This is a genomic window from Faecalibacterium sp. An192, from assembly GCF_002160175.1.
Classification (GTDB): domain Bacteria; phylum Bacillota; class Clostridia; order Oscillospirales; family Ruminococcaceae; genus Faecalibacterium.
Map to the genome: position 1 here is coordinate 63,538 of NZ_NFKB01000008.1, position 21,950 is coordinate 85,487.

Annotated in this window: 13 protein-coding genes and 1 pseudogene; 13 read left to right on the plus strand and 1 reads right to left on the minus strand. The window is 59.4% G+C overall.

Features of this window, described 5'->3' with window-relative positions; genetic code table 11:
• Window positions 1–9 precede the first annotated feature (9 nt).
• From acrA to guaA, 13 genes are all read left to right on the plus strand, one after another.
• Complete coding sequence (gene acrA / locus B5F27_RS04320; protein ID WP_087246652.1) at window positions 10–1,104, plus strand: acryloyl-CoA reductase electron transfer subunit beta; 1,095 nt, start codon at window positions 10–12, stop codon at window positions 1,102–1,104.
• A gap of 293 nt (window positions 1,105–1,397) precedes the next feature.
• On the plus strand, window positions 1,398–2,018 hold the full coding sequence (locus B5F27_RS04325) for a YigZ family protein (RefSeq protein ID WP_087364967.1): 621 nt from the start codon (window positions 1,398–1,400) through the stop codon (window positions 2,016–2,018).
• 110 nt (window positions 2,019–2,128) lie between these two features.
• Window positions 2,129–3,130 (plus strand): deoxyguanosinetriphosphate triphosphohydrolase, encoded by a 1,002-nt coding sequence (locus tag B5F27_RS04330; RefSeq protein WP_087364969.1) that lies wholly within the window; start codon window positions 2,129–2,131, stop codon window positions 3,128–3,130.
• 57 nt (window positions 3,131–3,187) lie between these two features.
• On the plus strand, window positions 3,188–4,963 hold the full coding sequence (gene dnaG, locus B5F27_RS04335; RefSeq protein ID WP_087364971.1) for a DNA primase: 1,776 nt from the start codon (window positions 3,188–3,190) through the stop codon (window positions 4,961–4,963).
• Between the two features lie 47 nt (window positions 4,964–5,010).
• Complete coding sequence (gene rpoD / locus B5F27_RS04340) at window positions 5,011–6,087, plus strand: RNA polymerase sigma factor RpoD (RefSeq protein WP_087364972.1); 1,077 nt, start codon at window positions 5,011–5,013, stop codon at window positions 6,085–6,087.
• Window positions 6,088–6,542: 455 nt separating this feature from the next.
• Entirely contained in the window at window positions 6,543–10,370 is a 3,828-nt protein-coding gene (locus B5F27_RS04345; RefSeq protein WP_087246657.1) for a DNA-directed RNA polymerase subunit beta, read from the plus strand.
• 55 nt (window positions 10,371–10,425) lie between these two features.
• Window positions 10,426–13,998 (plus strand): DNA-directed RNA polymerase subunit beta', encoded by a 3,573-nt coding sequence (rpoC, locus tag B5F27_RS04350; protein WP_087246658.1) that lies wholly within the window; start codon window positions 10,426–10,428, stop codon window positions 13,996–13,998.
• A gap of 244 nt (window positions 13,999–14,242) precedes the next feature.
• Complete coding sequence (gene rpsL / locus B5F27_RS04355) at window positions 14,243–14,671, plus strand: 30S ribosomal protein S12 (RefSeq protein WP_087230386.1); 429 nt, start codon at window positions 14,243–14,245, stop codon at window positions 14,669–14,671.
• A 164-nt stretch (window positions 14,672–14,835) separates the two neighbouring features.
• Complete coding sequence (rpsG, locus tag B5F27_RS04360) at window positions 14,836–15,306, plus strand: 30S ribosomal protein S7 (RefSeq protein ID WP_087246659.1); 471 nt, start codon at window positions 14,836–14,838, stop codon at window positions 15,304–15,306.
• An 18-nt stretch (window positions 15,307–15,324) separates the two neighbouring features.
• Window positions 15,325–17,451 (plus strand): elongation factor G, encoded by a 2,127-nt coding sequence (gene fusA / locus B5F27_RS04365; RefSeq protein ID WP_087246660.1) that lies wholly within the window; start codon window positions 15,325–15,327, stop codon window positions 17,449–17,451.
• A 159-nt stretch (window positions 17,452–17,610) separates the two neighbouring features.
• The gene (gene tuf / locus B5F27_RS04370; protein WP_087246661.1) at window positions 17,611–18,816 is read left to right on the plus strand and encodes an elongation factor Tu; all 1,206 of its coding nucleotides are present in this window, start codon (window positions 17,611–17,613) and stop codon (window positions 18,814–18,816) included.
• 103 nt (window positions 18,817–18,919) lie between these two features.
• Entirely contained in the window at window positions 18,920–19,426 is a 507-nt protein-coding gene (locus B5F27_RS04375; RefSeq protein WP_087364974.1) for an AAA family ATPase, read from the plus strand.
• A gap of 160 nt (window positions 19,427–19,586) precedes the next feature.
• Complete coding sequence (guaA, locus tag B5F27_RS04380; protein ID WP_087364976.1) at window positions 19,587–21,134, plus strand: glutamine-hydrolyzing GMP synthase; 1,548 nt, start codon at window positions 19,587–19,589, stop codon at window positions 21,132–21,134.
• A 149-nt stretch (window positions 21,135–21,283) separates the two neighbouring features.
• On the opposite strand, the pseudogene B5F27_RS16760 reads toward guaA, so the two are convergent.
• Window positions 21,284–21,950 (minus strand): annotated as a pseudogene (locus B5F27_RS16760) (hypothetical protein); the annotation flags it as partial.

The following is a 21,950-nucleotide window of genomic DNA, read 5'->3' on the forward strand; positions in this document are numbered from 1 at the left end:
AGGATTACAATGGCTGATTTTAACGAATACAAGGGCGTGTGGGTCTTCTGCGAGCAGCGGCAGGGCACACTGATGTCCACCGACTTCGAGCTGGTGAGCGAGGCCCGCAAGCTGGCCGACGAGCTGGGCTGCGAAGTCACTGGCCTGCTGCTGGGCGATCAGGTTGAGTCCATCGCCAAGGAGCTGGGCGGCTACGGCGCTGACAAGGTCATCGTCTGCGAGAGCCCGCTGCTCAAGGATTACACCACCGACGCATACGCCAAGGTCGTCTGCGACATGGTCAACGAGTTCAAGCCTGAGGTTCTGCTGATCGGCGCAACCAACATCGGCCGTGACCTCGGCCCCCGCTGCGCAGCCCGTCTGCACACCGGTCTGACCGCTGACGCCACCCACCTGGACATCGACACCAAGAAGTACGTGGAATTCCTGGCTGAGAGCTCCACCATCGACCTGTCCAAGCAGACCTTCGACTATGAGGACCGCAACCTGAAGATGACCCGTCCTGCATTCGGCGGTCACCTGATGGCTACCATCATCTGCCCCCGGTTCCGTCCCCAGATGTCCACCGTCCGTCCCGGCGTCATGAAGAAGGCTCCCTTCGATCAGGCCAAGGCGGATGCCTGCCAGATCGTCAAGCCTGCTTTCAGCCTGACCACCGACGACATCAAGACCGAGGTCCTGAGCGTGGAGAAGGCCGCCACCAAGCTGGTTGACCTGATCGGCGCAGACGTCATCGTCTCTGTGGGCCGCGGCATCTCCAAGGATGTGGAGAAGGGCATTGCTCTGGCCGAGCAGCTGGCTGCTGCTCTGGGCGGCGGCGTTGTGGGTGCTTCCCGTGCCGTCACCGACGCAGGCTGGATGAGCGCTGACCACCAGGTTGGCCAGACCGGCAAGACCGTCCATCCCAAGATCTACGTCGCTCTGGGTATCTCCGGCGCCATCCAGCACGTGGCTGGCATGCAGGATTCCGAGCTGATCATTGCCGTGAACAAGAACGAGACCGCCCCCATCTTCGGCGTCGCTGATTACGGCATCGTGGGCGACCTGTTCAAGGTTGTGCCCGATCTGATCAAGGAGATCGAGGCTGCCAAGGCTGCAAAGTAAGTCCACTTTACACCTAAAACGCTCGTAAAATCGCAACAAAAGCGCTCTGCCTTCGGGCAGGGCGCTTTTTGCGTGCCGGGACATCCGATGAGGCGGGAAAGATCCCGTGGCATCAGGAGAGCAGGTAAATGCACTTTTTGGAGGCCAGCAGTTTGCCGGCCAACGCCGCTTGAAAACCGTATTTTGGACGCTCCGCCTTTGGACCGAGCATTTTTTGCGCCTGGATGTGCGCCCTTGCGCAAATGTCGATTTATGCTATACTCTAATAAAGACATAAAGGGGAGGACCGAATTTTGGAAGAATACCACACCATCCGGGGCACCGCATCCGGGGAATATGAGGAGAAGAAGAGCCGCTTTCTGGCGGCTGCTGCCCACGTCGAGAGCGAAGAGGAGGCCGTGGCCTTTCTGGAACAGATCCGGGCGGCCAACCGGACCGCACGCCACAACGTCTACGCCTATAAACTCCGGGCTGGCAACCGGGAGCGCTATTCCGATGACGGCGAGCCTGCCAAGACCGCCGGCACCCCGGTGCTGGAAGTCATCGGCCACAGCGGCCTGACCGATTTGATCGTGGTGGTGACCCGGTATTTCGGCGGGATTCTGCTGGGGACCGGCGGCCTGGTTCGGGCCTACACCAGCGCGGCGTCCAGTGCATTGGAAGCCGCCGAAAAAGTGACGGTTCAGCCGGTGGTCCGTCTCTCCACCACGGTGGACTATTCCCTGTATGAGCGGGTGACCCTCCTGGTGGCCGCCGCCGGGGGCCGCCTGGCTGACCCGGAGTTCACTGACCGGGTGTCCCTGCAGTGGCAGATGCGGGCAGGCACCCAGGGAGAACTGCTGGAACAGCTGCGGGAGCTGACCCGCGGACAGGGGAAAGTGGAGGTGTCCGAGCCCTTCTACGGCCCGGTCTGAATTGGAAAATTTTTCCATATTCCAGAATTCTTCCCCTTGTGACATGTCCTCTGTGCTAGAATAACCAAGGCGGACCTTGGGCCCGTGATGTTGAAAGTGAGGTATAGCCTATGGATGTACGTCTGCGAACCGAAGAAATTGAGCGCCTGACCTTTGCGTCCTGGGCCAGTTTTTCCGATCAGAGCCGCGGCCGGGCCCGGCCCGAGCCCCAGGACCCCATCCGTCCCGTCTATCAGCGGGACCGGGACCGCATCATCCACTGCAAGGCGTTCCGCCGCCTCAAGCAGAAAACCCAGGTCTTTCTCTCGCCGGAGGGGGACCTGTACCGCACCCGCCTGACCCATACCCTGGAAGTTTCCCAGATTGCCCGTACCATTGCCCGGGCCCTCCGCCTCAACGAGGACCTCACCGAAGCCATCGCGCTGGCCCACGATCTGGGGCATACCCCCTTTGGCCATGCAGGGGAGCGGGCGCTGAACCGGCTTCATCCCGGGGGCTTCAAGCACTATGAGCAGAGCCTGCGGGTGGTGGACCGCCTGGAAAAGGACGGCAGCGGCCTGAACCTGACCTGGGAGGTCCGCAACGGCATCGTCACCCACACCAAGGGAACCTGGGCGGCCACGCCGGAAGGACGGATTGTCCGGATGGCCGATCAGATCGCCTATGTCAACCACGACATCGAGGATGCGGTGCGGGCCGGGGTCCTGGACCCCGCCGTCCTGCCCAGAGAAGCCACCGACGTGCTGGGTCAGACCAAGTCGGCGCGGATTACCGCCATGATCAACAGCATCCTGCTTCATACCGAGCCGGGGACCATTCAGGCCGGCCCGGTGGAGGATGAGGCATTCCGGGTGCTGAAGGCCTTCATGTACAGTACCGTCTACGTGGACAAGGTGGCCAAGCACGAGGAACAGAAGGTGGAAAAGGTCATCGAGTCGCTGTATGAGCACTATATGGCCCACACCGAACAGATGTCCACCCTCTATCAGCAGATTGCAGAGGAGGAAGGGGACGACCGGGCGGTGGCCGACTATATCAGCGGGATGAGCGATGATTTTGCCATCCGCGCCTTTGAGGAGCTCTATGTGCCCAAGCGCTGGCATGTGCTGTAAAGGCCGGCGGCAGAATGACCGGGAAAACAAAAATCAGATGTTAGGGAAGTTCATTGCATGATATCGCACGAATACGTTGAAGAGCTGATCCGCCGCAACGACGTTGTGGATGTGGTGGGCAGTTATGTTCAGCTCAAGCACAAAGGCCGGCTGTACAGCGGGCTGTGCCCCTTCCACAACGAAAAGACGCCGTCCTTTTACGTCTATCCCGAAACCCAGAGCTTTTACTGCTTTGGCTGCGGGGCGGGCGGCGACGTCATTACCTTTGTAAAAAAGATCAGCTCCCTCAGTTATCCCGAGGCGGTCAAGCTGCTGGCCGAGCGGTCCGGCATGCCCGAGCCGGAGGAGGACGACGGCACCGGCCGGATGCGCAGCCGGATTCTTTCCATGAACAAGGAGGCGGCCCGGTTCTTCCATGCCTGCCTGAATTCCAGTGTGGACGAGGCCGCCCAGGCCCGGGCCTACTGGCGGCGGCGTGGTCTGGATGACCGGACCATTGCCCGGTTCGGCCTGGGCTATGCCCCCAACGATGGACAGGCTTTGTACCACCATCTGCGGGACAAGGGCTATACCCAGGCGGAAATGGATGCCAGCGGCCTGTTCAAGCGGAGCCAGTCAGGGCGGATCTACTGCCTGTTCTGGCGTCGGGTCATCACCCCCATCTTTGACCTGCGGGGGAACGTGATCGCCTTTGGCGGCCGCGTTCTGGATGACTCCAAGCCCAAGTACGTCAACAGCCCCGAGACGCTGGTGTATCACAAGTCGGAGACGGTGTTCGCCCTCCAGATCGCCAAAAAGAGCGCCTCCCGGCGGTATGTCCTCTGCGAGGGCTACATGGATGTTATCAGCATGCAGCAGGCAGGGGTGGACACGGCGGTCTGCGCCTGCGGCACCGCTCTGACCCAGGCCCAAGTCCGTCTGCTCAGCGAATACGCCGACGAGGTGATTCTGAGCTACGACTCGGACGAGGCGGGCCAGAAGGCCACCCTGCGCTCCCTGGAATTGTTCCGCAACAGTCCGGTTCAGGTGGGGGTGCTGAACATCCCCAACGCCAAGGACCCCGACGAGTACATCAAGAAGTTTGGCGCCGAGCGATTCCGCCAGCTGCTGGACGGCGCCGGCAACGCGCTGGACTTCCGGCTGGCCCGCGCCCGGGCCAAGTATGACCTGTCCCAGGATAACCAGCGCCTGGGCTACATCCAGGAGGCGGTGGAGATCCTGGCCAACGGTTCCACCCCCACCGAAAAAGAACTGTACGCCGGCCGCCTGGCCGAAGAAACCAACATCGCCAAAAACGCCATCCTGACCCAGGTGGAGGATGTCGCCCGCAAGCTGGGGGCCAAGCGCCGCTCGGCCCGGCGGAAAGAAATCCTGCACTCGGGGGAGATGGACACCATCAAAGTCCCCTATGACAAGAGCGGTCCCGGTGCCATCGGGGTGGCGTCCTCCCAGCGGCGGCTGGTGGCGGCCGCCCTGCGTCAGCCCGACTACCTGAAGAAGATCGCCCCGGCCCTGCGGCCCGAGAGCATCCTGAATCCCGAGCTGCGGGAGGGGTATGAGGCCATTCTCCGGTGTTATCAGGAGGGGCACGAGGTGAGTCTGGGCGCGGTGGCAACGGTGATCAGCGAAAAGGCCATGAATGAACTGAGCGGCGCCGCGGCAGAATACAGTGATGTGAGCTGCACGCCGCAGGATATTGAAATGTATCTGGAACGGATCGCGCGGGGGGAGCCTCTCTCCGCCCGGGCGGCCGATAAGAGCGCCCAGGAGCTGAAAGACTACCTGGCGCAGATAAGCCGGCGCAAAGGGGGCGGCCAGCCGGAGGAAGAATAATCCTGCCGCCCTGGACTTTGGTTCACCGAAAGGAGAGACGCCCGTTTATGTCCCCAGAAATGCTTGCAGATTCTCTGGCCCGCAAGGCCCGCCGCCGCCCGCTGACGCCCGAGCAGCTGAGCCGCGCCATGGAGGCGGAGGACTTTGACCTGTCGGGTCTGGATGCGCTGTATGAGGCCCTCAAGGCCAAAGGGGTGGATCTGGCGCCCGAGGACGAGGAAGAACCCGACCTGCCCGCGCTGGACGAGGAGCAGATCGGCAGTTTGGAGAAAGAGCTGTCTCCCTCGGGGGTGACCCTGGATGACCCGGTCAAAGCCTATTTAAAGGAGATCGGCGCCGTTCCGCTGCTGGGGGCAGAGGAGGAGGCCGCCCTGGCCGCCGCCGCCCGGGCGGGTGACGCACAAGCCCGCCGCCGTCTCTGCGAGGCCAACCTGCGTCTGGTGGTGTCGGTGGCCAAGCGGTACGCCGGCCGGGGCCTGCCCTTTCTGGACCTGATCCAGGAGGGAAATCTGGGCCTGATGAAGGCGGCCGAGAAGTTTGAGCCGGAACGGGGCTTCAAGTTCTCCACCTATGCCACCTGGTGGATTCGCCAGGCCATCACCCGGGCCATTGCCGACCAGGGCCGCACCATCCGGATTCCGGTCCATCTGGTGGAGAGCATCAACCGGGTGAAAAAGACTTCCTCCGAGCTGCTGCATCAGAATGGCCGGGAACCTACCCCCGCCGAGATCGCCGTCCGCCTCTCCCTGGAGCCGGACCGGGTCAGCCAGCTGCTGCAGCTGTCCCAGGAGCCGGTGAGCCTGGAGGCGCCGGTGGGGGAGGAGGAAGATGCCCACATCGAGGACTTTGTCCAGGACGACACCGCGGGCATCCCCGCCGACGAGGCGGGCCGCCAGATGCTTCACCGGGAACTGGTGTCGGTGCTGGCCAGCCTGACCCCCCGGGAACAGCGGGTGCTCTCGCTCCGGTTTGGCCTGGAGGACGGCCAGCCCCACACCCTGGAAGAACTGGGCCAGGAATTCAACGTCACCCGGGAGCGGGTGCGGCAGATCGAGGCCAAAGCCCTCCGCAAACTGCGCCACCCCAGCCGCGCCAAGCGCCTGCGGGATTATCTGGAAGAATAAAACGGCCCCTGCTTTTCCTTTTGGGAAGGGCAGGGGATTTTTGTTTGGGCCCCTAGCACGCGGGGCGCAAATTGCAAGAGACAAGATAGACAAAATCACCAAAGCCTTTTTTGGATGGAACGTGAAAAACCGAAAATGCAAGCCCTAAAATCAACATTCAGGACACGCCTCCGTGTGTGCGAAGCAATTTGCGCGCAGAAAAAATTTTTGACTGAAAGCTGTAAAATGGCTTGACAACAGGGCTTTTTTGCGCTATACTGCAGTAGTATCACAAAATGGAATACTGCGCGAAAAATGGGGTTTCGCAGCTCGCTTGAAACGAAAAGTTTGTGAAAAACGACGAACCCGTTCGGCCTGCGCAGGGGCTGTTTCTGTGAGTCTGCCAGAAATCGGGCGGTTTCGCACCGCCTTGTTATCACGTCCGTGGAGTATAAAAGTAAGGAGTGGTCGATTTTATGATGAAAGTCAAGCCCGTAAAACTCGGCAAAACCGAGCGGATGAGCTTCTCCCACATCGACGAAGTCATTGAGATGCCCAACCTGATCGAGGTCCAGAAGAATTCCTATCAGTGGTTCCTGGACGAAGGTCTGCGGGAGGTATTTCATGATATCGGCGTCATTGAGGATTACACCGGCAACCTCGCGCTGAGCTTCGTGGATTACCGCCTCGACAAAGAGCCCAAGTACAGCATCAAGGAGTGCAAGAGCCGCGACGTCACCTACGCAGCACCCCTGCGCGTCACGGCCCGCCTGCTGAACAAGGAGACCGGCGAGGTCAAGGATCAGGAGATCTTCATGGGAGACTTCCCCCTGATGACCGATGCGGGCACCTTCGTCATCAACGGCGCCGAGCGCGTCATCGTCAGCCAGCTGGTTCGTTCCCCGGGCGTGTTCTATGGCGCCGCCAAGGACAAGGTGGGCAACGACCTGTTCAGCGCCACCATGAACCCCAACCGCGGCGCATGGCTGGAGTATGAGACCGACGCCTCCGACGTCTTCTACGTCCGTATCGATAAGAACCGCAAGCTGCCCGTCACCGTCCTGTGCCGTGCACTGGGCCTGTCCAGCAATGAGGACATCCTGAACTACTTCGGCGAGGATGAGCGCATCCTGGCCACCCTGGAGAAGGATACCACCAAGAACACCGAGGAAGGCCTGCTGGAAGTTTACCGCAAGCTGCGCCCCGGCGAGCCTCCCACGGTGGAGTCCGCCACCAGCCAGATCAACATGCTTTTCTTTGACCCCCGCCGGTACGATCTGTCCCGGTTCGGCCGTTATAAGATGAACAAGAAGCTGGCTCTGGCCCGCCGCATCATCGGCCAGGTCGCCGCTGAGAACGTGGTGGACCCCCTGACCGGTGAGCTGCTGATCGAGGCAGGGGAGAAGATCACCCGCGCCAAGGCCGAGCAGGCCGACGCCGCCGGCGTCAACCTGGTCACCCTGATGATCGACGACAAGCCGGTGAAGGTCATCACCAACGGCTGCGTGGACGCACAGGGCTTCTTCTCCTTCGACGTGAAGGAGTGCGGCATCAACGAGCGCTGCTCCTTTGAGGAACTGCGCAAGATCCTGGACACCACCAGCGATGCCGAGGAGCAGAAGGAACTGCTCCGCCGCAACCATGATCTGCTGATCGGCCGCACCCTGACCGTCACCGATATCCTGGCCTCCATCAACTACCTGAATGGCCTGGCCCACGGCATCGGCACCACCGACGATATCGACCACCTGGGCAACCGCCGTATCCGCAGCGTGGGCGAGCTGCTCCAGAACCAGTTCCGGATCGGCTTCTCCCGCATGGAGCGCGTCATCCGTGAGCGCATGACCCTGCAGAGCCAGGATCAGAGCACCCTGACCCCCCAGGCCCTCATCAACATCCGTCCTGTGGTGGCTGCCATCAAGGAGTTCTTCGGTTCTTCGCCTCTGTCCCAGTTCATGGATCAGAACAACCCCCTGGCTGAGCTGACCCACAAGCGCCGTCTGTCGGCCCTGGGCCCCGGCGGTCTGAGCCGTGACCGCGCAGGCTTCGAAGTCCGCGACGTTCACTACAGCCACTACGGCCGCATGTGCCCCATTGAGACCCCCGAAGGTCCCAACATCGGTCTGATTTCCTACCTGGCATCCTACGCCAAGATCAATGAGTACGGCTTCATCGAGGCTCCCTACCGCCGCGTCGAAAAGACCTACGACGAGAAGGGCCGCGTCATCGACCAGGTGGTCACCGACGATGTGGTCTATATGACCGCCGACGTCGAGGACGAGTACGTGGTCGCTCAGGCCAACGAGCCTCTGGACGAGGGCCGTCACTTCAAGCGTCAGCGCGTTTCGGCCCGCCGCCGGGATGAGATTCTGGAAATCGACGCCGAAAAGGTGGACTTCGTGGACGTTTCTCCCCGGATGATGGTTTCTGTGGCTACCGCCATGATTCCCTTCCTGGAGAACGACGACTGTAACCGTGCTCTGATGGGCTCCAACATGCAGCGTCAGGCCGTGCCTCTGATGGTCACCCAGCAGCCGCTGGTGGCCACAGGTATGGAGTACAAGGCCGCCACCGACTCGGGCGTCGCAGTCCTGGCCAACAGAGACGGCGTGGTCGAGCGTGTGGATGCAGACCACGTGGTGGTCCGCAACGACCAGGGCGGTGTGGATGATTACAGCCTCATCAAGTTCGCCCGCTCCAACGCAGGCACCTGCATCAACCAGCGTCCCATCGTGGCCGTGGGCGAGACCGTCAAGAAGGGCCAGGTCCTGGCCGACGGCCCCGCTATGCGCAACGGCGAAATCTCTCTGGGCAAGAACGCTCTGATCGGCTTCATGACCTGGGAGGGCTACAACTACGAGGACGCCGTTCTGCTGAACGAGAAGATCGTCCGTGAGGACGTGTACACCTCGATCCACATCGAGGAATATGAGACCGAGTCCCGCGACACCAAGCTGGGACCCGAGGAAATCACCCGTGACATCCCCAACGTCTCGGAGGACGCCCTGAAGGATCTGGACGAGCGCGGCATCATCCGCATCGGCGCCGAGGTCAAGAGCGGCGACATCCTGGTCGGTAAGGTCACCCCTAAGGGCGAGACCGAGCTGACCGCTGAGGAGCGCCTGCTGCGCGCCATCTTCGGTGAGAAGGCCCGCGAAGTCCGCGATACCTCTCTGCGCGTGCCCCACGGCGAGTACGGCATCATTGTGGATGTCAAGGTTTTTACCCCCGAGAACAGCGACGAGCTGCAGCCCGGCGTCCGTGAAGTGGTCCGCTGCTATATCGCCCAGAAGCGCAAGATCAGCGTCGGCGACAAGATGGCAGGCCGTCACGGCAACAAGGGTGTTGTCTCCCGCATTCTGCCTCAGGAAGATATGCCCTACCTGCCCGACGGCACCCCGCTGGACATCGTGCTGAACCCCCTGGGCGTTCCTTCCCGTATGAACATCGGTCAGGTCCTGGAAGTCAACCTGGGCTATGCAGCCAAGGCATGCGGCATCAAGGTCATGACCCCCGTCTTCGACTCCGCCCGTGAGAACGACATCGGCGACACCTTCGACACCGCCCGCGAGAAGTGGCACGGCGAGAATGCCCCCGAGTATCCCACCAAGCTGCCCAAGATCATGGGCGAGCAGGGCCACATCATCGACTTCTCCAAGATCGAGCTGGACCGCGACGGCAAGACCACCGTGTACGACGGCCGCACCGGCGAGAAGTTCGATAACCGCGTCACCGTGGGTTATATGTACTACCTCAAGCTGCATCACCTGGTCGACGATAAGATCCACGCCCGTTCCACCGGTCCCTACTCTCTGGTTACCCAGCAGCCCCTGGGCGGCAAGGCCCAGTTCGGCGGCCAGCGTTTCGGCGAGATGGAAGTCTGGGCCCTGGAGGCTTACGGCGCAGCCTACACCCTGCAGGAGATCCTGACCGTCAAGTCGGACGACGTGGAGGGCCGTGTCAAGACCTACGAGGCCATCGTCAAGGGCGAGCCGGTGCCTCAGCCCGGCATCCCCGAATCCTTCCGCGTCATGCTCAAGGAACTGCAGTCTCTGGGTCTGGACGTCATCGTCCAGGACAAGGACGGCAACGAGATCGATATGCGCCAGAACTTCGACGAGGAGGAGACTGGCTTCGATATGCGTGAGGTCGCCGGCGTGGAGAACGTAGTGCAGGAGAGCGAGCTGCTCAACGACTACACCATCAAGGATGCCGACGCAGGCTTTGACGATGCCGCTTCCCTGGAGGACAGCCCCGCAGCCGACGCAGGCCAGCCGGCGGACGAAGTTGACTTCGACGAATAAAAACAGCCGGTTTCGCATCGGAACTTGTTATAGAGATTAAGGAAGGGTTCGATTCATGGAAAACACCGTTTTCGATTCGATCAAGATCGGTCTTGCCTCTCCCGACCAGATCCGTAAATGGAGCTACGGCGAGGTGAAGAAGCCCGAGACCATCAACTACCGCACCCTGAAGCCCGAGCGGGACGGCCTGTTCTGCGAGCGCATCTTTGGACCCACCAAGGACTGGGAGTGCCACTGCGGCAAATATAAGCGTATCCGTTATAAGGGCAAGATCTGCGAGCGCTGCGGCGTCGAGGTCACCAAGGCCAAGGTCCGCCGTGAGCGGATGGGCCACATCGAGCTGGCCGCCCCTGTCAGCCACATCTGGTACTTCAAGGGCATCCCCAGCCGCATCGGCCTGATGCTGGACATCAGTCCCCGCCTGCTGGAGAAGGTTCTGTACTTTGCCAGCTATATCGTTGTGGATCCCGGCTTGACCCCGCTGGAGAAGAAGCAGCTCCTGACCGAGAAGGAATACCGGGAGATGCAGGAGCGCTACGGCGACGAGTTCAACGCCCAGATGGGCGCTGAGGCCATCCAGGCCCTGCTGGCCGAGATCGATCTGGACCAGCTGTCCGCCGAGCTGACCGCCGAGGTGGAGAAGGCCAGCGGCCAGAAGCGGATTCGCATCCTGAAGCGTCTGGAAGTGGTGGAGGCATTCCGCATTTCGGGCAACCGTCCCGAGTGGATGATCCTCACCGTTCTGCCGGTTCTGCCGCCTGACCTGCGCCCCATGGTTCAGCTGGACGGCGGCCGCTTCGCCACCACCGACCTGAACGATCTGTACCGCCGTGTCATCAACCGCAACAACCGTCTGCGCCGCCTGCTGGAGCTGGGCGCTCCCGACATCATCGTCCGCAACGAAAAGCGGATGCTGCAGGAGGCTGTGGACAGCCTGATCGACAACGGCCGCCGCGGCCGTCCCGTCACCGGCCCCAACAACCGCGCCCTCAAGAGCCTGTCCGACATGCTGAAGGGCAAGCAGGGCCGCTTCCGTCAGAACCTGCTGGGCAAGCGTGTTGACTACTCCGGCCGTTCGGTTATCGTCGTCGGCCCCGAGCTGCGGATGGACCAGTGCGGTCTGCCCAAGGAAATGGCTCTGGAGCTGTTTAAGCCCTTTGTCATGAAGGACCTGGTGGAGAAGGGCGTAGCCAACAACATCAAGTCCGCCCGCAAGATGGTGGAGCGGGCCCGTCCCGAGGTTTGGGACAGCCTGGAGACCGTCATCAAGGGCCACCCGGTTCTGCTGAACCGTGCACCTACTCTGCACCGTCTGGGCATCCAGGCCTTCAACCCGGTGCTGGTGGAGGGCCGTGCCATCAAGCTGCACCCCCTGTCCTGTACCGCATTCAACGCCGACTTTGACGGCGACCAGATGGCAGTCCATCTGCCCCTGGGCGAGGACGCCTGCCGTGAGGCCAAGATGCTGATGCTGGCTTCCGGCAACCTGCTGAAGCCCTCGGACGGCGCACCTGTTACCGTGCCCACCCAGGATATGATTCTGGGCAGCTACTACCTGACCACCGTCCGCGAGGACGAGGAAGGGGCAGGGAAGGTGTTCCGCGATGAGAACGAGGCCCTGATGGCCTACGCCGAGCACATCGTCACCCTGCACGCTCCCATCAAGGTCCGCCGCACCATGGTGCTGGACGGCGTGGAGCGCAGCGGCCTGGTGGACACCACCGTCGGCAGCATCATCTTCAACACGCCCGTTCCCCAGAACCTGGGCTACGTGGATCGTACCGATCCCGCCCACTGGCTGGACTACGAGATCAGCTTCCGGGTCACCAAGAAGACCCTGCCCGACATCATTTCCCGCTGCCTGACCCGCAACGGCAGCCGCGCTTGTGCCAAGATGCTGGACGCCATCAAGGCCCAGGGCTACAAGTACTCGACTCTGTCGGCCATCTCGGTCGCCGTCTGCGACGCCGTGATTCCGCCCCAGAAGGCCGAGCTGCTGGAGGAGGCCGACGTCAAGGTCTCCCAGGTCAGCAAGCTGTTCAACCGCGGTCTGATCTCCGAGGAAGAGCGCTACAAGAAGACCATCGATATCTGGCAGGCCACCACCGACAAGGTCTCCAAGGCCCTGGCCGACAACCTGCCCAAGGACAACGAGATCTATATGATGGCTGACTCGGGCGCCCGTGGTTCTATGAACCAGATCAAGCAGCTGGCCGGCATGCGCGGCCTGCTGGCCAACACCGCCGGTCAGACCATCGAGATGCCCATTCGCGCCAACTACCGCGAAGGTCTGAACATTCTGGAATACTTCGTTTCCGCTCGTGGCGCCCGTAAGGGTCTGGCCGATACCGCTCTGCGTACCGCTGACTCGGGTTACCTGACCCGCCGCATGGTCGACGTCTCGCAGGATGTCATCATCCGTGAGCTGGACTGCGGCACCTCCGACGGTCTGGAAGTCTCCGAGATCCACGAGGGCAAGGAGAAGATCGAGTCCTTCCGCGAGCGCCTGATCGGCCGTTACGCCGTGGGCGACGTGGTCAACCCCACCACCGGCGACGTCATCGTGCCCGAGGGCAAGATGATGGACCTGTACGACGCCGAGAAGATCGAGGCTGCCGGCATCACCCACCTGAAGATCCGCAGCCTGCTGACCTGCCGCGCCAAGACTGGCGTCTGCGCCCGCTGCTACGGCTCCAACATGGCCACCGGCGAGCCGGTCCAGCTGGGCGAGTCGGTCGGTATCATCGCAGCACAGTCCATCGGTGAGCCGGGCACCCAGCTGACCATGCGTACCTTCCACACCGGCGGTATCGCCTCTGCGGAAGATATTACCCAGGGTCTGCCCCGCGTCGAGGAGCTGTTCGAGAGCCGCCGTCCCAAGAGCATGGCTATCATGAGCGAAATCTCGGGCGTTGTCTCGCAGGATGACTCCAAGAAGAACGTGGTCATCAAGGTCACCGGCAAGGACGAGACCGGCGCCGAGGTGGTCAAGAGCTATTCGATTCCCTTCACCCAGCACGCACGGGTTATGCCGGGCGACCGCGTGGAGAAGGGCGACATCATCACCCGCGAGGGCGTTCTGTATCCCCAGGACATCCTGGCTGTCAAGGGCCTGTCCGACGTCCAGAACTACCTCATCAGCGAGGTTCAGAAGGTTTACCGTCTGCAGGGCGTTGAAATCAACGACAAGCACATCGAGGTCATCATCCGTCAGATGTGCCGCAAGGTCCGCGTGACCGACGCCGGTTCTTCCGACCTGATCGGCGGCGCTCTGGCCAACCGCCTGGATGTGGAGAACATCAACGAGGAGCTGTCCGCCCGCATCGCAGCAGGGGAGACCAACCTCAAGCTGGTGGAGTACCAGCAGGTGCTGCTGGGCATCACCAAGGCTGCCCTGGCCACCGAGTCCTTCCTGTCGGCTGCTTCCTTCCAGGAGACCACCCGCGTGCTGACCGAGGCTGCCATCAAGGGCAAGGAGGATAAGCTCTCCGGCCTGAAGGAGAACGTCATCATCGGTAAGCTGATCCCCGCAGGCACCGGTCTGCCGGAGGTCCGTGAGGATCTGGTCCGCCGTGAGCAGGAGCTGGATCAGGAGCTTTCCGCTGAGGCAGAGGCTGCCAACCAGTAACCTTTTTCTGTAATCAAAGCCCCATCTGCGGCCCGCCTGCAGGTGGGGCTTTTTGGTTGCCGACAGCTCATGTCAGAAAAAAATTTTATTTGTGGTATAAAACAAAAATTTTCTGGAAAAACTGTTGACATCGCAGAGGATTCTGTGTACAATAAACATGTTGCGCTCCACCTTAAGGGTGAAGTGCGGCATATTGTGCCGGACAAACCTCCGGCGAAGAAAACTATAGGAAAGGAGAAACACAATGCCTACTTTTAACCAGCTTGTACGCAAAGGCCGTGATGTCCTGGCTACCAAGAGCACTGCTCCCGCTCTGCTGAAGAGCTACAATTCTCAGAAGAAACAGTATTCTGATCTGAACAGCCCCCAGAAGCGCGGTGTCTGCACTGCCGTCCGTACCATGACCCCCAAGAAGCCCAACTCTGCACTGCGTAAGGTTGCTCGTGTCCGCCTGACGAATGGTATCGAGGTCACCTCTTACATTCCCGGCATCGGCCACAACCTGCAGGAGCACTCGGTCGTTCTGATTCGCGGCGGCCGTGTCAAGGACCTGCCCGGTGTGCGTTACCACATCATCCGCGGCACTCTGGATGCCCAGGGTGTTGCAGGCCGCAACCAGGCCCGCTCCAAGTACGGCGCAAAGCGTCCCAAGGCCGGTGCTGCTAAGAAGTAATAAAACCTTAAACCGCCATAAAAGGCTTTCCATATATAAATAACAAGTCTGCGCGATAACACGGTAGATGGCAACGGTTTATGTAAGGTCAGCTCTTTGTGACACAACGGGAGTTTTATACTTTCGAGTACCGATGATATCATTCTGTGAAGGAGGGAAGAAAGATGCCTAGAAGAGGTAACATTGCTAAGCGCGATGTCTTAGCTGATCCTATTTACAATTCCAAGATGGTTACTCGCCTTGTCAACAGCGTCATGCTGGACGGCAAGAAGGGCGTTGCTCAGAAGATCGTTTATGATGCTTTCACCATGATCCAGGAGAAAACAGGCAACGATCCCCTGGAGGTCTTTGAGAAGGCCATGGAGAACATCATGCCCAGCCTCGAGTGCAAGACCCGCCGCGTTGGTGGCGCCAACTACCAGGTTCCCCTGGAAGTCAGCCCCGCCCGCCGCGAGACCTTGGGTCTGCGCTGGCTGACCGCCTACAGCCGCAGCCGTGGTGAGAAGACCATGAGCCAGCGTCTGGCTGCTGAGATCATGGACGCCGCCAACAACACCGGCGCCGCCGTGAAGAAGCGTGAGGATACCCATAAGATGGCTGAGGCCAACAAGGCTTTTGCTCATTTCCGTTATTAATCTGCAGGAGGTACATTCATGGCTACACCCAGAGAAGTTTCTCTTCAGATGACTCGTAACATCGGCATCATGGCTCACATCGATGCCGGTAAGACCACCACCACCGAGCGCATCCTGTACTACACCGGTATTACTCACAAGATCGGTGAGGTGCACGAGGGTGCTGCTACGATGGACTGGATGGTCCAGGAGCAGGAGCGCGGCATCACCATCACTTCTGCTGCAACCACCTGCTACTGGAGCCACAGCGACCTGCAGAAGGACCCCGTTGCAGCTAAGAAGAATCGTCACCGCATCAACATCATCGACACCCCGGGTCACGTGGACTTCACCGTTGAGGTGCAGCGTTCTCTGCGCGTTCTGGACGGTTCGGTGACCGTTCTGGCCGCCAAGGGCGGTGTTGAGCCCCAGTCTGAGACCGTTTGGCGTCAGGCTGACGAGTACAAGGTCCCCCGCATGGTTTACGTCAACAAGATGGACACCATGGGCGCCGACTTCTTCAACTGCATCAAGATGCTGCACGATCGCCTGCACGCCAACGGCGTGGCGATCCAGCTGCCCATCGGCTCCGAGGACACCTTCAAGGGCATCATCGACCTGGTCGATATGACCGCTGAGGTTTACTACGACGATATGGGCAACGACATGCGCGTCGAGGAGATCCCCGACGACATGAAGGATCAGGCCGAGGAGTACCACAACATCCTGGTTGAGGCTGTTGCCGAGAACGACGAGGCTCTGATGGAGAAGTACCTCGAGGGCGAGGAGATCACCCGCGAGGAGCTGAAGGCCGCTATCCGCAAGGAGACCATCGCCAACACCCTGGTCCCCGTTGTCTGCGGTTCTTCCTACAAGAACAAGGGCGTCCAGAAGCTGCTGGATGCTATCGTGGACTATATGCCCGCCCCCACCGATATCGAGGACATCAAGGGCGTGAACCCCGAGACTGAGGAGCCCGAGACTCGTCCCTCTTCCGACGACGCTCCCTTCGCAGCTCTGGCCTTCAAGATCGCTACCGACCCCTTCGTCGGCAAGCTGGCATACTTCCGCGTTTACTCGGGTAAGGTCGAGGCTGGCACCACCGTCTACAACTCGGTGAAGGACAGCCGTGAGCGCATGGGCCGTATTCTGCAGATGCACTCCAACCACCGCAAGGATATCGACTGCTGCTACGCAGGTGATATCGCGGCCGTTGTTGGTCTGAAGAACACCACCACCGGTGACACTCTGTGCGACGAGAACCACCCCATCATCCTCGAGTCGATGAAGTTCCCCGAGCCGGTCATCCGCGTGGCCATCGAGCCCAAGACCAAGGCCGGCAACGAGAAGATGGGCATCGCCCTGGCCAAGCTGGCTGAGGAAGACCCCACCTTCAAGACCTACACCGACGAGGAGACCGGTCAGACCATCATCGCCGGCATGGGCGAGCTGCACCTTGAGATTATCGTCGACCGTCTGCTGCGCGAGTTCAAGGTTGAGGCCAACGTTGGCGCTCCCCAGGTTGCTTACCGTGAGACCATCCGGAAGGCTGCCAACCAGGAGACCAAGTACGCCCGTCAGTCTGGTGGTAAGGGCCAGTACGGTCACGTCAAGATCAAGATCGAGCCCAATGAGCCCGGCAAGGGTTACGAGTTTGTCAACGCCATCGTGGGCGGCGCTATCCCGAAGGAATACATCCCGGCTGTCGACAACGGTATCCAGGGTGCTATGAAGGCGGGTGTTCTGGCCGGCTACCCGGTTGTTGACGTCAAGGTCACCCTGTGGGATGGTTCTTATCACGAGGTTGACTCCTCTGAAATGGCCTTCTCCATCGCCGGTTCTATGGCTTTCAAGGAAGCTATGCGCAAGGCTGATCCCATCATCACTGAGCCCATCATGAAGGTTGCAGTCATCGTTCCCGATGAGTATCTGGGCGATGTCATCGGCGACCTGAATGCACGCCGTGGTCAGATCCAGGGCATGGAGGCTATGGCTGGCACCCAGCGTGTCAACGCTATGGTTCCTCTGGCTCAGATGTTCGGCTACGCCACCGACCTGCGTTCCAAGACCCAGGGCCGTGGCCAGTACGTCATGGAGCCGTCTCACTACGAGCCGGTGCCCAAGAACATTGCCGACACCATTATTGCAGGCCGTACCAAGGCGTAAGGGCTGCATAAACTGCTGAAGTTTTGGCTTCTGCGGTAAAAAATCTGGAAAATCTCTTGATTTTGTAGGGATAATCTAGTAGAATAGCTTTGCAATGCAATTATGCAGGCGCGAGGCTGTTATAACCAAACGAAACCGATTTAAAGGGAGGATATTCCAATGGCTGAAAAGGCAAAATTTGACCGTTCTAAGCCGCATGTTAACATCGGCACCATCGGCCACGTTGACCATGGCAAGACCACTCTGACTGCCGCCATTACCAAGGTTCTGGCCCTGAAGGGTGACGCAGACTTCATGGACTACGCCAACATCGATAAGGCTCCCGAGGAGCGCGCTCGTGGCATCACGATCAACTCCGCTCACGTTGAGTACCAGACCGAGAAACGTCACTACGCTCACGTTGACTGCCCGGGCCATGCTGACTACGTTAAGAACATGATCACTGGTGCTGCTCAGATGGACGGCGCTATCCTGGTCGTTGCTGCGACCGATGGTCCCATGCCCCAGACCCGTGAGCACATCCTGCTGGCTCGTCAGGTCGGCGTGCCCTATATCGTCGTGTTCATGAACAAGTGCGATATGGTCGACGACGAGGAGCTGCTGGATCTGGTCGAGATGGAGATCCGTGAGCTGCTGAGCGAGTACGACTTCCCCGGCGACGACACCCCCATCATCCGTGGTTCCGCTCTGAAGGCTCTGGAGTCCACCTCTACCGACCCCAACGCCCCCGAGTACGCTTGCATCAACGAGCTGATGAACGCGGTCGACGAGTACATCCCCACTCCCGACCGTCTGGCCGACAAGGACTTCCTGATGCCCGTTGAGGATGTCATGACCATTTCCGGCCGCGGCACCGTCGCTACCGGCCGTGTCGAGCGTGGCACTGCTAAGGTTGGCGATCAGATGGAGATCGTTGGCATCCGTCCCGAGCGTCTGACCACCACCATCACCGGTCTGGAGATGTTCCGTAAGTCTCTGGACTTCGCCCAGGCTGGCGATAACATCGGCGCTCTGCTGCGTGGTGTTGATCGTACCCAGATCGAGCGTGGCCAGGTTCTGGCTAAGCCCGGCTCTGTCCATCCCCACACCAAGTTCGAGGCTCAGGTCTACGTCCTGACCAAGGAAGAAGGCGGCCGTCACACTCCCTTCTTCTCCAACTATCGTCCTCAGTTCTACTTCCGTACCACTGACGTGACCGGCATCATCAACCTGCCCGAGGGCACCGAGATGTGCATGCCTGGCGATAACGTCACCATGAGCGTTGAGCTGCTGACTGCTGTCGCTATGGAAGAGGGCCTGCGTTTCGCTATCCGTGAGGGTGGCCGTACCGTTGGTTCCGGCGTTGTTGGCAAGATTATTGAGTAATTTTGCCCAACCCTTCTGAGGAAGTAAAGCCTTAGAATCCAGCCCCTTTTCGCTTTCAAAGCGGGAAGGGGCTTTTTTGTATTGGAAAACAGGAGGGGAGTCCATGAAGAAACTGTATCTGATCGGCGGCCCCATGGGCGTCGGCAAAACCACTGTCTGTCAGATCCTGAAAAAGAAGCTGGACCGCTGCGTCTTTCTGGACGGGGACTGGTGCTGGGATATGGACCCCTTTGTGGTGAATGAAGAGACAAAGGCTCTGGTCCTGGATAATATCTGCGGCATGCTGGGGCGGTTTCTGGGCTGTACTGCGTTTGAGAATGTGGTGTTCTGCTGGGTGATGCATCAGCAGGAGATTATGGATACCATCCTCTCCCGGCTGGACACCAGGGGATGGCAGGTGATTTGCGTGTCTCTCACTGCCTCGCCCCAGGTGCTGACCCAGCGGCTGGAAAAAGACATTGCGGCGGGCAGGAGACAGGCGGATGTCATTTCGAGGAGCCTGGCGCGGCTGCCGCTTTATGAGGGACTGTCGACTATCAAACTGGATACTTCCCGGTGGACCGAGGAGGAAACCGCAGAACAAATCGCAAAGCTGGGATCGGCTGACTGAAATCAAAGAAAACAGTCGCTTTTCTTCTGAAACTATGGTATAATAGCCAGAGAATATTGTTTTCTAATGGGCGCACAGCGCCTGTTCTATGCCACAGAAGCATTGCGACTGTGGTAGTGGCAAGACAACATGTTTGGAATATCATGCAGGAGGATACAGCATGCAGCATGAAACGGTGATCGTACTGGACTTTGGTGGCCAGTATAATCAGCTGATCGCACGCCGGGTGCGTGAGAACAATGTTTACTGTGAGATCTATTCCTATAAGACCGACCTGTCGGTGATCCGTGCCAAGAATCCCAAGGGCATCATCTTCACCGGTGGTCCCAACAGCGTCTATCTGGAGGATTCGCCCAGCTGCGATCCCGAGATTTTTACCTGGGGCGTGCCCATTCTGGGCATCTGCTACGGCAGCCAGCTGATGACCCATCTGCTGGGCGGCAAGGTGTCCCGCGCTCCCGAGCGGGAGTACGGCAAGACCGAGGTCTTTGTGGACACCACCAGCAAGCTGTTTGAGGGTGTGCAGCCCTCGACCATCTGCTGGATGAGCCATAACGACTACATCGAGAAGGCCGCCACCGACTTCAAGATCACGGCTCACACGGCCAACTGCCCTGTGGCAGCCATGGAGAACGCCGAGAAGGGCCTGTACGCAGTCCAGTTCCATCCCGAGGTGCTCCACACCGCCGAAGGCAAGAAGATGCTGCACAACTTTGTTTACAATGTCTGCGGCTGCTCCGGCGACTGGAAGATGGACTCCTTTGTGGAGAGCAATGTCCAGGCCCTGCGCGAAAAGATTGGCAGCGGCCGGGTCCTGTGCGCTCTGTCGGGCGGCGTGGATTCGTCGGTGCTGGCCGCTATGCTGGCCAAGGCCGTCGGCAAGCAGCTGACCTGCGTCTTTGTAGACCACGGCCTGCTGCGCAAGAACGAGAAGGAAGAGGTCTGCTCGGTGTTTGGTCCGGGCAACCCCAACTTTGACATCAACTTTGTCTGTGTGGATGCCCGCGCCCGCTACTTCAGCAAGCTGGCCGGCGTCACCGAGCCCGAGCGCAAGCGCAAGATCATCGGTGAGGAGTTTATCCGCGTCTTTGAGGAAGAGGCCAAGAAGATCGGCCAGGTGGATTTCCTGGCACAGGGCACCATTTACCCCGACGTGGTGGAGAGCGGCCTGGGCGGCGAGTCCACCGTCATCAAGAGCCATCACAACGTGGGCGGCCTGCCGGATCACGTTGACTTCAAGGACCTGGTGGAACCCCTGCGCAATCTGTTCAAGGACGAAGTCCGCCAGGTTGGCCGTGAGCTGGGCCTGCCGGCGTACCTGGTCAACCGCCAGCCCTTCCCGGGCCCCGGTCTGGCCATCCGCATCATTGGTGAGGTGACTCCCGAGAAGGTTGCCATCGTGCAGGATGCCGACGCCATCTGGCGCGAGGAAATCGCCAAGGCCGGCCTCGACAAGGAGATCAGCCAGTACTATGCTGCCCTGACCAACATGCACAGCGTGGGCGTCATGGGCGATGAGCGCACCTACGACTACGCCGTGGCGCTGCGCGCAGTGACCACCACGGACTTCATGACCGCTGAGAGCTACAATGTGCCCTGGGATGTGCTGGGCACCGTCACCAGCCGCATTGTCAATGAGGTCAAGCATGTGAACCGCGTCCTCTACGACTGCACCGGCAAACCCCCCGCTACCATTGAGATGGAATGATTTCAGGGGCCCAGAAAAGCCTGATTTTACTGGGTTTTTGAGGGGTTAAGGCCCTCCGTGGCAACGATTTGGCAACACTTTTTCATTATTCATAAAAAGAGAGCTAACTGATTTTGATTAGTCAGTTAGCTCTCTTTCGTTTTAATATATCATTGCGGAATATACACTTTACATATTTCGCTGTTTATGGCCATTTGAATCCATTCTAATTTTTGATACTGGCTCATAATTTGAACACCCATGTGAGTTCCCATGGAATCAATTTCACTCTGGATGTTATCTTCCGTCAGCTCAAAACTTTGAGCATTGTTATTGTTTGTATGCCCCCACAATTTCCACTCATTACTATTGAGTAACAAAGCTTTTCTCTCTTCAAATGGAAGAGTAGGTGGAAATTTCTTGTTTAATCGATATTTCGCCAGTTCCCAAACATGCATCACTCTTTGTTTCGGATCAATCTTTTCTCTATCAAGAGCTGCTTGTAGTTGCATTAAAAAAGCAGGTTCATGAAGTTCTGGCTGCTTCGCCCAATAATCATTAAGAGCTTGGTGTTCCTTTTGTTGGATTGCTTCTATGCGTTGGTAATCTTTATCGTTATATGTAACTACATAAGGGCTTTCAGAAAGTGTTGGCATGTTGCCGTACCATGGTTGATTTGCCACAGGAGCTTTTACAGAGAAAATTGCTGATCCCATACTGTAATCATGCTTAGAGCAACCCCATAAAATATCAACAATAACCGGCACAAGCAAACCAGTTACGACAGTCCGAAGAAGTAACGGCAGCAAACGCCTGGTATAAAGCAAGGTCCAAGTC